The organism is Actinomadura sp. 21ATH, assembly GCF_041951345.1.
Lineage (GTDB): Bacteria > Actinomycetota > Actinomycetes > Streptosporangiales > Streptosporangiaceae > Spirillospora.
Map to the genome: position 1 here is coordinate 217,206 of NZ_JBGNUR010000001.1, position 12,899 is coordinate 230,104.

General features: G+C 75.1%; 13 protein-coding genes. 2 read left to right on the forward strand and 11 right to left on the reverse strand.

Going from position 1 to position 12,899, the window contains the following annotated elements; translation table 11 throughout:
* Window positions 1-19 precede the first annotated feature (19 nt).
* The 8 genes from ACA361_RS01000 to ACA361_RS01035 form a co-directional block, all read right to left on the reverse strand.
* Window positions 20-1,384 (reverse strand): MFS transporter, encoded by a 1,365-nt coding sequence (locus ACA361_RS01000; RefSeq protein ID WP_375009811.1) that lies wholly within the window; start codon window positions 1,382-1,384, stop codon window positions 20-22.
* On the reverse strand, window positions 1,371-1,727 hold the full coding sequence (locus tag ACA361_RS01005) for a Rieske (2Fe-2S) protein (protein ID WP_375009812.1): 357 nt from the start codon (window positions 1,725-1,727) through the stop codon (window positions 1,371-1,373). The genes ACA361_RS01000 and ACA361_RS01005 overlap by 14 nt, the downstream gene beginning before the upstream one ends.
* Before the next feature lie 33 nt (window positions 1,728-1,760).
* Window positions 1,761-3,011 (reverse strand): NAD(P)/FAD-dependent oxidoreductase, encoded by a 1,251-nt coding sequence (locus tag ACA361_RS01010; RefSeq protein WP_375009813.1) that lies wholly within the window; start codon window positions 3,009-3,011, stop codon window positions 1,761-1,763.
* A complete protein-coding gene (locus tag ACA361_RS01015; RefSeq protein WP_375009814.1) occupies window positions 3,011-3,367 on the reverse strand; it encodes a Rieske (2Fe-2S) protein in 357 nt (118 codons plus the stop codon). Before ACA361_RS01015 ends, ACA361_RS01010 begins: the two co-directional genes overlap by 1 nt.
* A 72-nt stretch (window positions 3,368-3,439) precedes the next feature.
* Window positions 3,440-4,159, reverse strand: a complete 720-nt coding sequence (locus ACA361_RS01020; protein ID WP_375009815.1) for a TenA family transcriptional regulator — start codon at window positions 4,157-4,159, stop codon at window positions 3,440-3,442.
* Window positions 4,160-4,285: 126 nt separating this feature from the next.
* A complete protein-coding gene (locus tag ACA361_RS01025; protein WP_375009816.1) occupies window positions 4,286-5,740 on the reverse strand; it encodes an aldehyde dehydrogenase family protein in 1,455 nt (484 codons plus the stop codon).
* A gap of 2 nt (window positions 5,741-5,742) precedes the next feature.
* Window positions 5,743-6,210, reverse strand: a complete 468-nt coding sequence (locus tag ACA361_RS01030; RefSeq protein WP_375009817.1) for a RidA family protein — start codon at window positions 6,208-6,210, stop codon at window positions 5,743-5,745.
* Window positions 6,203-7,873, reverse strand: a complete 1,671-nt coding sequence (locus ACA361_RS01035; protein ID WP_375009818.1) for a gamma-glutamyltransferase — start codon at window positions 7,871-7,873, stop codon at window positions 6,203-6,205. Before ACA361_RS01035 ends, ACA361_RS01030 begins: the two co-directional genes overlap by 8 nt.
* Before the next feature lie 272 nt (window positions 7,874-8,145).
* Here ACA361_RS01035 and ACA361_RS01040 point away from each other — a divergent pair, with 272 nt between their 5' ends.
* Window positions 8,146-9,750: a hypothetical protein gene (locus ACA361_RS01040; protein ID WP_375009819.1), complete on the forward strand. Its 1,605-nt coding sequence runs from the start codon at window positions 8,146-8,148 to the stop codon at window positions 9,748-9,750.
* A gap of 23 nt (window positions 9,751-9,773) precedes the next feature.
* Window positions 9,774-10,496, forward strand: a complete 723-nt coding sequence (locus ACA361_RS01045; protein ID WP_375009820.1) for a DUF1275 family protein — start codon at window positions 9,774-9,776, stop codon at window positions 10,494-10,496.
* A gap of 64 nt (window positions 10,497-10,560) precedes the next feature.
* Here ACA361_RS01045 and ACA361_RS01050 read toward each other — a convergent pair whose 3' ends face one another.
* Genes ACA361_RS01050 through ACA361_RS01060 form a run of 3 tightly spaced genes read right to left on the reverse strand, consistent with a single transcriptional unit; the run spans window position 10,561 to window position 12,834 of the window.
* Window positions 10,561-10,866 carry an MGMT family protein gene (locus ACA361_RS01050; RefSeq protein WP_375009821.1) on the reverse strand — a complete coding sequence of 102 codons (306 nt, stop codon included), beginning with the start codon at window positions 10,864-10,866 and terminating at the stop codon, window positions 10,561-10,563.
* Window positions 10,850-12,100 carry a S8 family serine peptidase gene (locus ACA361_RS01055; protein WP_375009822.1) on the reverse strand — a complete coding sequence of 417 codons (1,251 nt, stop codon included), beginning with the start codon at window positions 12,098-12,100 and terminating at the stop codon, window positions 10,850-10,852. The genes ACA361_RS01050 and ACA361_RS01055 overlap by 17 nt, the downstream gene beginning before the upstream one ends.
* A complete protein-coding gene (locus ACA361_RS01060) occupies window positions 12,094-12,834 on the reverse strand; it encodes a hypothetical protein (protein WP_375009823.1) in 741 nt (246 codons plus the stop codon). Before ACA361_RS01060 ends, ACA361_RS01055 begins: the two co-directional genes overlap by 7 nt.
* Between the last annotated feature and the right edge of the window lie 65 nt (window positions 12,835-12,899).

The following is a 12,899-nucleotide window of genomic DNA, read 5'->3' on the forward strand; positions in this document are numbered from 1 at the left end:
CCCCCCCCCCCCCCACGAGTCAACCGGGGGCGGGGTCCGGGCCGGCGAAGGAGGACAGGAGGCCCAGGGCGGCGATCGCGGCGCAGCCGGCGAAGATCGCGCCGTACGCGAGGGCCGCGTCCGGGACGGCGGCGTCCAGGACGGCGGCGACCCACGCGGCGCCGAGGGCGGAGCCGCCGAAGCGCAGCAGGTTGAACAGGCCGAGCCCGGCCCCGTACCGCCCGGCCCGGGAACGGGTCGCGCCCGCCGCGGCCGGGGTCTGCACGAGGGCCACGCCCGCGCCGGTCAGGAACATCGCGGCGAGCAGCCCGGGGACGCCGCCGCCGTACCCGACGAGGACGGCCGCCACCAGCGACTGCCCGGCCACCAGCAGGAGCAGCCCGCACCGCAGTACGGGCCGCGCCCCGAGCCTCTCCATGAGCACGCCGACGACCGGCGCCAGCACGGACATCGCGATCGGCAGCAGGAGCAGCAGCGCGCCCGCCATGAGCGTCTCGGCGTGCTTCTGCGTGGTGAGGTAGAGGGGGACGCCGAGCAGCGTCGCGCCCAGGCAGAACATCTGCGCCAGCACGGTCAGGCACGACCGCAGGTAGCGCGTCTCCAGCAGCATCCGCGGCGGCAGGAACGCGTCGGGGCGGCCGCGCTCGATCAGGAGGAACGCGCCGGCCGCCACGACGCCCGCGACCGCGGACAGCCACACGACCGGCGACGCCGGGCCGAGCGGCGCGACGGCGGACGCGGCGCCGAGGCCGAGCCCGGCGGCGAGGGTGAGCAGGACCGCGCCGCGCCATTCGAGCGGCACGGCGCGGGGCCGGTCGCGCGGGACGAGCCGCAGCGCGACGAGCGCGGCGGCCACGCCCAGCGGCAGCATCGGCCAGAACACCGACCGCCAGCCGAACCAGGTCGCCAGCCCGCCGCCGAGGGTCGGCCCGGCGGCCTGGCCGATGCCGTTCGCGGCGGCCCAGAAGCCCAGCGCCCGGCCGCGCCGCCCGCCCTCGAACAGGAGGGAGATCAGCGACATGACGGTCGGCAGCATCGCCGCCGTCGCCGCGCCCTGGACGGCGCGCAGCACCGCCAGGGTCGCCAGGTCGGGGGCCAGCGCGGCGCCGGCCGACGCCGTGCCGAGCAGGGCCGTCGCGGCGGCGAACACGCGGCGGTGGCCGTACCGGTCGCCGAGCCAGCCGGACACCGGCAGCAGCACCGCGAACGTCACGGTGAACGCGATGACCAGCAGCGACCCGGCCGAGACCGGGACGCCGAGGTCGTCGAGGATGAGGCTCAGCGGCACGTTCACGATCGTGTTGGCGAGCGTGCCGGTGAACGTGCCGAGCAGCAGCGGGACGAGCGCCACCCAGGCGCCGCGGCTCTCCCTACTGGCCGACACGCCGCCGCCGTCGGGGGCCGGGCTGCTCGACGCCCGGCGGGATCGCCACGAAGATCTGCCCGTCCTCCTCCTTCACCGGGTAGACGTCGACCGGCCGGGTGGCGGGCGGGGTGATCGGCTCGCCGTCGGCGAAGTCGAACACGCTGCCGTGGCACGAGCACAGCAGCCCGTCCTCGGTGACCTTCCCGGACGACAGCAGGCAGTCCAGGTGGGTGCAGTAGTTCGACATGGCGTGCACCTCGCCGTCCCAGCGGGCGACGGCCACCTCGGCCTCCCCGATGAAGAAGCGGCGGACCACCCCGTCGGGCACCTGGCCCGAGCGGGCCACGTACTGGAACTCCATCCGATGCTCCTCAGCTCAGCAGGCCGCCACGTCTCAGGCCAGCAGGTCGGTCAGGTCGGCGTCCTCGTCGCGCAGGACGTCCGGGTCGGGAACGGCGCGGGCGGCGACCAGCTCCCGGGCGGCGGCCACGTCGCCGCCGCGGTCCATGCCGAACGCCGCCCGCAGCACGCCGTCCGCCAGGTAGAACGCGGTGAAGTCGAAGTCCTCGATCCGGCCGCGCACGACGAGCCGGTCGGTGCCGCCCGCGTGCCCGGTGAACTGGAGGTTCCGGTCGAACTGGTCGGACCAGAACCAGGGCGCCGCGGCGTGCGCGGCGGGCCGGCCGGCGATGGTCTTGGCGGCGGCCATGCCCTGCGCGTTGGCGTTGTCGAAGTGCTCGGCGCGGATGCGGCGGCCGAAGACCGGGTGGTGGAAGCTGGCCACGTCGCCCGCGGCGTAGACGCCCTCCGCACTCGTGCGGCAGAACTCGTCCACGGCGATGCCGCCGTCCGGGGCCAGCTCGACGAGCCCGGCGGCGGGCTCGCTGTTGGGGACCATGCCCGCGCCGACCACGACGAGGTCGCCCTCGATCGCGGCGCCGCCGCTGGTGGTGACCACGGCGGCGGAGCCGGTCTCGCGGTACGACTCGACCTTCTCGCCCGTCCGCAGGTTCACCCCCGCGCCGCGGTGGAGTGCGGCGAGGGCGTCGCCCATCAGCTCGCCGAGGGCGGCGCCGAGCGGCTGCCCGGCCTGCTCGACCACGGTGACCTCGGCGCCCAGCCCGCGGGCGGTGGAGGCGATCTCCGAGCCGATGAACCCGGCCCCGATGACGATCACGTGCGCGCCGGGCCGCAGCTCAGCGCGCAGCCGGTCGGCGTCGGCCAGCGTGCGCAGGTACCGGACGCGGTCGCCCTCCACGCCGGGCAGCCGCCGCGGCCGCCCGCCGGTCGCGACCAGCACGGCCCCGGCCGGCTCGGCGGACCCGTCCGCCAGCTCCACGGCGCGGCCGGCGGCGCGGATCGCGGTGACGCGGGTGCCGAGCCGCAGGTCGACGCCGTTCTTCGCGCACCAGGCCGGGGTGAGCAGGCACAGCTCGTCCCGCTCCTGGTCGCCGGTCAGGTACTCCTTGGACAGCGGCGGCCGCTGGTACGGGGCCTCGGTCTCCTCCCCGAAGAGCGTGATCGTGCCCTCGAAGCCGCGGCGGCGCAGCGTGCGGGCGGCGACGGCGGCCGTCTGCCCGGCCCCCACGATCGCGACCGATTCGGGTACGGGCCCGGGCGCGGGCCGGAACGCGGGCTCGGGCATCACGACTCCTGCTCGTTCGACGTGCCGCCGGCGGTCAGCACGCGCGGCCGCGGATCGACGTACACGACGCCGTCCTCGACCCGCACCGCGTACACGGGCTGGCACTCCTCGCGGTCCTCGATCTCCCCGGTGGACGGGTCGATCTTCCACTGGTGGCCGGGGCAGATCACCCGGCCGTACAGCAGCGTCCCCTTGGTCAGGCGGCGCTCCTTGTGCACGCACACGTCGTCGAGCGCGTACACGTCGGCGCCGACCAGGAACAGCGCGATCTCCCGCCCGGCGACGGTGACGGCCAGCCGCTTGCGGCGGCGCACGTCCGCCAGGGAGGCGGCCTCCACCCAGTGCTCCGTCGTCATGTCCCTCTCCTCGTTCTTCTGGGACCGGCGGGCGGCGGCGGCACGGTCCCGCCGCCGCCCGCGCGGGCCTCGTCAGGCCGGGGAACCGACCAGGTCGGGCTTGACGTAGGTGTCGTACAGGCCCTGGGTGTAGGAGAAGCGCATCTCCGCGCCCCACCGGCACAGCTGGAGGCAGCGCTGCTGGAGCTGCGGGGTGTCGGCGTGGTCGAGCACGATCTGGTACCCGCGCTCGCCGTGCACCACGTCCGAGGTGATGTGCAGGTCGAAGAACTCGATCTCGTCCTCGGTGAAGCCGTACACCTCGCGGAGCGGCACGATCTGCTTCTTGTAGATGCTCGGCACCTGCGACTCCAGGCCGACGACCAGCGCGGCGGTGGCGACGACGAAGTGCTCGCGCATCGCGACCGAGTAGCACCACGCCTGGAGGCCGCGGGTGATGGCGTTCATGTTGGACGGGTCCTCGACCCGCTCCCGGGTCGTCCCGCACGCCTCCGCGAACTTGATGAGGAGGTCGGTGTGCCGGATGTCGGCCAGCTCCTCCTCGTACATGTTCTGGAGGGTGAAGTCCTTGGCCCCGGTGAACTCGTCGGGGGTGTTGGCGTAGACGTAGGCCAGGTAGTCCGCGAACGGGCCCACGTAGTGGTAATGGTTCTCCGCCCAGCGGGCGAAGTGCTCGCGCTTGAGCTCGCCGTTCGCCCATGCGAGGCTGAACGACGCGTTCTTCGCCTCCCGCCCCTTGATGGCATTCTGGAGTGCGGCCCGGAATTCGTCCTTGGAAAGCAGTTCCGCCATTTCCGGCTCCTTTCTTTGGTCTCAAGCTAAGAGGGGTCCGTACGGGACGGCCATGGCCGGTCAGCACACGGCTCGCGCCGATCGGTGTGCAGAGTGCCGCACCCGCGGCACCGCCGGGTGCCGAGGTCAGGGGGTGATGTAGACGCTCTTCTCCTGCGTGTAGAAGAGCATCATCGAGTCGCCCGCCTGCTCCTTGAATGTCTGCGTGCTGGATTCCTTGAGCCCGCCGAACGGCACCGTCATCGCCATTCCGCTGGTCGGTTGGTTGATCTTGACGAGGCCGCTGCGGACGCGGCGCGCGAACGCGAACGCGCGGTCGAGGTCGCGGGTCACGATTCCGGCGGACAGGCCGTACTCGGTGCCGTCGGCCAGCTCGATCGCCTCGTCCAGGTCGCCGGCGCTCTGGAACGCCAGCACCGGCCCGAAGATCTCCTCGCGGGCGATCCGGTCGCCGGCCGAGACGCCCGCGAAGACGGCCGGGGTGACGAAGAAGCCCGCCTCGTCCTCCAGGCGGCGGCCGCCGGTGAGGAGCTTGGCGCCCTCCTCCTCGCCGATCCGCACGTACTCCAGCACCTTCTCCAGCTGGAAGTCCGCGGCGAGCGGGCCCATGTCGACGCCCTCGCGCAGGCCGTTGCCGACCGTCCGGGACTCGGCGAGCCGGACGACCCGCTCCAGCAGCGCGTCGTGGACGGCCTCGTGCGCGATGACGCGGCTGGTGCCGGTGCACGCCTGGCCGCTCAGCCCGTACGCGCCCTTGGCGATGATCCCCGCGGCGCGGTCGAGGTCGGCGTCCTCCAGGACGATCACCGCGTTCTTGCCGCCCATCTCCAGCTGGCAGCGCCGGGACGGCCCCACGGACGCGTGGATCTTCCGCCCGGCCGCCGTGGAGCCGGTGAACGTCACCGCGCCCACCCGCGCGTCGGCGGCCAGCGCCGCGCCCGGCTCGGCGCCGCCCTGCACCAGCGCGATCGCCGTCGGCGGCAGCCCGCCCGCCAGGAGCGCCTCGACGAGCCGCTGCGCGAGCAGCGGGGTCACCGGGGACGGCTTGAAGACCACGCCGTTCCCGGCGGCCAGCGCGGGGCCGAGCTTGCGGGACGGGATGTTGAGCGGGAAGTTCCACGGCGTGATGGCGCCGACCACGCCGACCGGCTCGCGGCGCGTGTACACGAGGCCGCCGTCGTCGGCGGGGTAGCTGGTGCCGGTGATGCGGAGGGCCTCGGCGGCGTAGAAGCGCAGGTTCTTGGGCGTGCGGCCGGTCTCGACGGCCGCCTCGGCGCGGGTCTTGCCCTCCTCGCGGACGAGTTCGACCGTGAGCTCGTCCCGCCGCTCCTCCAGCCAGTCCGCGGCCTTCTCCAGGACGGCGGCGCGGCGCTCGGCGGGGGCCGCGGCCCACTCGGCGGCGCCCTCCGCCACCCCGGCGACCGCGGCGGCCATGTCCGCGGCCGTCGAGTCGGGGAACGTTCCGACGAGGTCGGCGCGGTCGGCCGGGTTGCGGCGCTCGAAGGTGCGCCCGCCCGCGGCCGGCGCCCACTCCCCCGCGATCAGGTTGAGTCCGGTGTGCTGCTGTGGTCCGGTGGGCATGGTCAGCGGTCCTCCTGGGCTGCTGCGAGGGCGGTGAGCTCCACTTCGACGGGGGCGCCGCCGGGGAGCGCCCGCACGCCGATGGCGCTGCGGGCGGGGAGCCGCGCGTCCGGGGTCAGGACGGCGAGCGCGGCGGAGGCGCCGTCGGCGACGGCCGACAGCTCGGTGACGCCGTCGGCGCAGGCGACGTAGACGGTCATCCGCAGCCAGGTGCGGACGCGTTCCACGCCTCCGGCGGCGGCGGCGACGGCGGCGACCGCGTTGCCGGCGGCCAGGCCGGCGGCCTCGTGCGCCGCGGCGATGTCCACCTCGCGGCCGACCAGCCCGGTCACGGTCAGCACGCCGTCGCGGCGCGGCGTCATGCCGGCGCTGGTGACGAGGCTCAGGCCGGGCGCGTACGGCGCGGCGACGGCGGGCACGTACGCGCCCTGCGGCGCCGGGGCGGCGGGAAGGTTCGGCGGGTCAGACACTGAGAGCGACTCCGTCCTGGCGCGGGTCGGCGGCTCCGAGCAGCGCGCCCGTCGCGCCGTCGACCGAGATGACCTGTGCGCTGCCGCCCGCGCCCCACGGGGACTGGACGGTGACCGCGTGCCCCATGCCGCGCAGCGCGCCGATCCGTTCCGTGCCGAGGCGGGACTCGACCCGCAGCTCCGGCGGCTGCCCGAGCACGTCCGCGTCGCTGCCGGGGTGGACGGTGAAGCGCGGCGCGGCCACCGCGGCCGCGGGGTCGAGGCCGTGGTCGAGCAGGTGGGAGAGCAGCTGCGCGTTCCACTGCACCTGGCCGTCGCCGCCCGGGGTGTTGCCGACGTGCAGCAGCTTCCCGGCCGCGCCGGTGACGAGCCAGGCGTTGAGGGTGTGCAGCGGGCGGCGGCGCGGCCGCACCTCGTTGGGGTGCCCGTCGATCAGGTACGCGCCGCGGCCGAGCCGGTTGTTGAGGACGACGCCGGTCCCGGGCACGGTGATCCGGGCGCCGAACGTGAACGCCAGCGAGTGGATCAGGCTCACCGCCATTCCCTCGCCGTCCACCACGACCATCGACGTCGTGTCGCCGTCCACCGGGACGGCCGGGACGGCGGGGGCCGGGAGGTCGCCGGCGGCGACGCGGCCGCGGGCGGCGGCGAGCGCGGCCGGGGCCAGCAGGCCCGCCCAGTGGTCGTTGTCGGCGCCGCAGCCCGCGTACCGGTCGGCGAACGCCAGCCGCGCCGCGCTCGCCGCCAGGTGCACGGCCTCCGCCGACATCCACGGCAGCTCCGACAGCCGCCCGTCGTTCAGGCCGGCCTGCTGGAGCACCATCCAGCCGGGCGTGGGCGGCGGCGTCTGGTGGACGGTCGCGCCCTGGTAGCGGCCCGCGAGCGCGGCGCTCACCAGCGGCTCGCCGGTCGCGGCCCACTCGTCCCCGCTGAACGGCGCGCCCGCGGCGGCCAGCGCGGACACGGCCCGCTCGGCGAGCTCGCCCGAGTAGAAGGAGGCCGGGTCGGCGGCCACGCGGCGCAGCGTCGCCGCGAGGTCGGCCTGCGGCAGCGGCGTGCCGACCGCCGGAACGCTCCCGCCGGGGAGGTAGACGGCGGCCGTGCCCGGGTCGCGGGACAGCGCGTCCCGGCGCTCCGCGATGTCGTCGCGCGTCTTGTACGTGCAGGGCATCCCGCGCTCCGCGGCCGCGGCGGCGGGCTCCCAGAGGCGCGGCAGGTCCCAGGACGCCGCGCCGGCGTGCAGCGCCGCCAGCGCCGCGACCGCGCCCGGCACGGCGACCGCCAGCGGCCCCTCCAGCGGCACGGCGGCCAGGCCGCGGCCGTCCCGGTAGAAGCCCGGCTCGCCGCCGTCCGGCCCGAAGCCGCTGCCCCCGTACGAGACGACCGTCCCGTCCGGGCGGCGCAGCAGGACGAACGCGTCGCCGCCCACCCCGCACTGGCCCGGCAGCGCGAGCCACGACATCGCGGCCATGGCCAGCGCCGCGTCCGCGGCGTTCCCGCCCGCCTCCAGGACGGCGATCCCGGCGCGGCTCACCGCCGGATGGCTGGACGAGACCATCCCGCCGTACCCGACCGTCGGCCCGCGCCCCTGGCAGCCGAGCTCGGCGACCGTTCCCGCCTCAACCCGCCCAGAAGCGAGAGATGCTGCTGAATCTGCTGGCATGCCCCCAGTCTCAGGGCCGCCACCGAGCCCCCGACATGGACGGAATGCCGAAGATCGGAGGTGAACCTTGGGCAGTGCGCACATCCGGTGCCGCGCCGGGGGCCGTCACCCGATCTTTGGGCCGGTCACCCTGCACGATGCACAAAACGACCACGTCCCGGCTGTGCACGTTCCTCATTGTTCACCCGCGGGCGATCCAGCAGATTCTCTGCATCCACCCCGTCCACTCGTGCTCGACTCGTCCCCCCGGGGTCGACGAAGGAGGTGGTGGCGTGCAGATAGGCGCCGCACACTGGGTCTTCCTGTCCGGGATCGTGGTCATCATCGCGGCCATGATCGCTCGCAAGAACGTCGTGATCCCCGCGATCGCCGCCACGTTCCTCACCGCGCTGGCCTTCGACGGCAGCCCCGTCCGGGCGCTCCAGTCCGTCTTCAACGCCAGCCTCACGGCGGCCGCCGAGCTGTTCAACATCTTCCTGATCATCGCGCTGGTGACCGCGCTGCTCGGCGCGCTGCGCGGGCTCGGCGCCGACCGCCGGATGGTGGAGCCGTTCCGGCACGTGATGCGCAGCGGCCACTCGGCGTTCTGGGTGATCGCCGGGATGACGTACCTGATCAGCCTGTTCTTCTGGCCGACGCCCGCGGTGCCGCTGATCGGCGCGATCCTGCTGCCGGCCGCGATCACCGCCGGGCTGCGCCCCATCGCCGCCGCGATGGCGATGGCGATCGCCGGCCAGGGCATGGCGCTGTCCAGCGACTACGTCATCCAGGTCGCGCCCGGCCTGTCGGCCAAGGCCGCGGGCGTCGGCACCACCGAGGTCGCCGACCGGGCCATGGTGCTGTCCCTCGTCACCGGCGGAGTCGCGCTCGCCATCGGCTACCTGATGAACCGGCGCGAGATGCGCGCGCCCGACGTCCGGCACCTGGTCGCCTGGGAGAACGGCACCGAGGAGACGGTCGTCCGGGCCCGCCGCCGCTTCCGCTCCATCCGGCGCGCGCCCGCCGAGCCGGTGCCCGTACCGGCCGGGGGCGGCGGTGCCGCGGGCGGCACCACCGTGATCGACAAGGGGCCGCCGCGGCGCGACGCGATGACCGAGCGGGCGCTCGGCGGCGGCGCGGGCACCGGCACGGACGGCGAGAGCGAGGGCGCGGTTCCCGGGGAGGACTGCGTGCGGCGCTCCAAGGCGTTCGCGGTCATCGTCCCGCTGGCGCTGGCCGGGCTGGTCCTCTACATGCTGCTCGGCAAGTTCACCGGGCTCGTCCCGGAGGTCGTCGGCGGCGACGCGGCGGCCCTGGTCGGCGGCGTCACCGTGCTGCTGCTGATCGCCGCGGCGGCGTCGCTGGACGGCCCGCGCTGCCTGGACACCTGCGCCGACCACATCGTGGACGGCCTGGTCTTCTCGGTGAAGGCGATGGGAGTGGTGATCCCGATCGCCGGCTTCTTCTTCCTCGGCAACGCCGACTTCGCCGGGAAGATCATGTCGCTGGGCGACGGGGCGCGGGCGCCCGGCTTCCTGTTCGACCTCGTCACCAAGATCCAGGGCGCGATCCCCGACAGCGGGCTCATCGTCGGCTTCGGGCTGCTGCTGATCGGCGTGATCACCGGCCTGGACGGCTCCGGCTTCTCCGGGCTGCCGCTGACCGGCTCGCTGGCCGGCACGCTCGGCCCCGCCTCCGGCACCGACCCGGCGCTGCTGGCCGCGATCGGGCAGATGGGCTCGGTCTGGGCGGGCGGCGGCGTGCTGATCGCCTGGTCGTCGCTGCTGGCGGTGGCCGGGTTCGCGCGCGTCCCCGTGCTGGAACTGGTCCGCCGCTCGTTCGTGCCCGTCGTCGCCGGCCTGGTCGTCTCGACGCTGGTCGGCATCGCGATCTTCTGAGCCCGCTAGGAGCACCGATCCCGTTGACCACCGCCACCGAACCGGCCCGGTCCCCCGAGGAGACCGGGCCGGTCCCGTCCCCCGCCCCACGCCGCGCCCGGATCGCCCTGCTGGTCGCGCTGACCTTCGGCGCCGGCGTCATCGACATCGTCGGCTTCCTGGGCATGCACCAGGTGTTCACCGCCAACATGACCGGCAACATCGTGCTGTTCGGCATGGCCGCGGGCGAGGGCGACGCCGCCGAGCTGGCCCGCTGCGGGGTGGCCACGCTCGCGTTCGCGCTCGGCCTGCTGCTCGGCTTCCGGCTGGCCGGCCGCGGCGACCCGGCCCGGCTGTGGCCCCCGGCCGTCACCCGCGCGCTGGCCGCCGACCTCGTCCTGCAGCTCGCCTTCCTGGCGGGCTGGGCCGCGACCGGCGCGCGCCCCGAGGGCGCCGTGCTGCTCGGGCTCATCGCGCTGTCGTCGGCCGCCATGGGCGTGCAGACCGCCGCCGCGCGCACGCTCGCCGCCGACGGCATCACCACCACGTTCGTGACCGGGACGCTCACCTCGATGATGGGCTCGCTCGCGATCGGCTCCGCCTCGTCCGCCGGCCTGCGCACCGCCGTCATCGGCGGCCTCGCCGCCGGCGCCGCCGCGGGCGGCGCCCTCATGCACTCCGCCCCGCTGGCCGCCGCCGCCCTGGGCCCGATCATCGTCGCCCTGGTGATCGCCGCCGCGTTCCCCCTCCACCGCCGCCCCGCTTGACTCGTGGCGAGTCGCCCGCCCGCGCCGTCCCTGAAGGGCGGACACGCCACGAGTCAACCCGGCGTCACCGGCCGTCCCAGCGGGCGCGGCGCATGTCGACGCGGCGGCCGTCGGGGCGCAGCGGGGTGCCCTCGGCGCGGTACTCCTCCAGGGCCCGGACCTCGTGGCCGTCCGGCGGGCGGCCGTCCGCGCGGATCACCCGCCACCACGGGACGCCGCCGCCGTACAGCGACATCACCCGGCCGACCTGGCGCGGCCCGCCGGTGCCCACCAGCTCGGCCACGTCGCCGTACGCGAGGACGCGGCCGGGCGGGATCCGCTCGACCGCGTCCAGGACCGCTTCGGTGTAGTCGTCAGGAGCTGTCTGCACCCGCCGATTCTGGCGCCGCCGCCCCGTCCTCCGCCACCGCGGGCGCCTCCGGCACCTCCGGCACGGCGGGCAGCCGCTTCCACCGCCGCCGCCTCACCAGCATCCACCCGGCGAACACCACCGCGCCCAGCCCCGCCAGCGCCAGCGCCCCGAACCCGCCGAGCACGGCCGGATCGTACGGGACGGCCCGGACCGTCCCCCGCCGCTCCCCGAAGTGCGCCCGGTCCTTCACCACCCCCGCCTTCGCCGCCACGGGCGGGACGGTTTCGCCGGAGAGCTTGCGCGCCGCGTTCAGCGCGCCGATCGCGTTGACGTAGCCGAAGCCCAGCTCGTGGTCGTAGCGCCCCTTGGGGTGGCGTGCCGAGGACGTGAGGGCCTGGGCGACCTGCGTCGCGGTGAGCTTCGGGTGCTCCGACCGGACAAGGGCTGCCGCGGCGGCCACCCAGGTCAGCGCGGCCGGGTTGCCCCAGAAGGTCCACGTCCTGCCGTCGGGGCCGGTCGTGGGGGTCCTGAAGCCCGGTGCGGACAGCGCGATGGCACTGCTGGAGGTGCTGTACTTCGACCGCTTCCCGTTCTCCTTCACCGCGCCGACGCCGAGGACCCCCGGCACGGCGTGCGGGTAGACGCGGGCGGCTTCGGGGGCGCCGGCCGCGACGATCAGCGCGTCCTTGCTCCGGGCGTGGGCGACCGCGGCGAGCAGCTGCTCGGCGTCGGTGCTCTCGAAGACGGAGTTGGTGCTGTACGGCTCCACCGCGATGACCTCGGCGCCCTGGTCGGCGGCGTAGCGGATGCCCTTGGCCAGGGTCTCGCTCCACTGGTTCTTCAGCTGCCAGTGGGCGCCGCCCCGCTCGTCCTCTGTGGCGTAGACCCGCACGGGCAGCAGCTTCGCCTTGGACACCACCCCGCGGACGCCGAACGGCGCGTCGGCCGTCGGGCCGCCGCCGACCAGCAGCGAGGCCATCAGCGTTCCCAGGATGCGCTCGGGCTTGGGCGTCCCGACGAGGTCGCGCCCCTTCTCCAGGGCGCCGTCGAGCGTCCCGAGGCCGGGGTCCACGCCGTCCGACAGCAGGGCGATCCGCACGCCCTTGCCGCGGGTGACCTGGTTGGCCTCCAGGAAGTCGCCCGCGAACCGGGACAGCCATTTCGGCTCGGCCGCACGCGCCGGCTCCACCGGCTGCAGGAGGGTGAGCAGCAGGGCCGCGGCGGCGAGCCCGGCACCGCTTCGCATCAGCATCGGACGCCCCGTTCCTCGCAGACGTCCGTGGTGCTCCCGAACGTCTTGATGAGCGCCTGCGTCACGTATCCCGCGAAGTCGAACGACTCCACCGTTCCGTACTTCGCCGGGCTCCCCCGGTCGGTGAGCCATCCGCTGGACCGGAAGAAGAGGTACGTCGTGCCGTTCCCCGAGTACCAGAAGTCGCTGCGGCGGGAGTCGTCGAACGACGCGGCCAGCGTCCCCTTGAACGGGACGGCGCGCACTCCCCGCGTCTTCTTGCCGCCGCGGACGCCGATCTCGCGGCTCAGTTCACCGTCGGCCTTCGCGGCACGGGCCGGATCGGGCATCGCGACGACGCTCACCGTCGTGACGAGCGTCCGGCTGCCGTCGACGTAGGTGGCGCGCAGCGCGGTACGGCACCCGTGCCGGTCCAGGATCGCGGCCACGGGCGCGTCGAAGGCGTCACGGCAGGGCGCCTCGGGTGCGATGCCGACGCGGGAGGCCGTGTGGAGCAGCTGGCCCGGGGCGGAGAACTGGCCGCGCCGGTCGACCCGGGGCGGGAAGATCTCCCCGGCGTTCAGGGCCCGCCACCGGGTGGCCGCTTCGGTGCGGCGGGCGGCCAGCAGCTCGGCCTCGGTGGGCTCGCGGATGAGGTCGTGGACGATCGCGAACCCGCCGCCCGCGATGGCGGTCAGGCCCAGCAGGGCGGTGGCGAGCACCGCGGCGAGCGGGGGTCTCGGGGGTAGGGGCACGCTGCCAGATCCAACTGGCGGCGCGTCTCATCAAGATCACGACGGCCGTCCGGAACCGGCCAGCG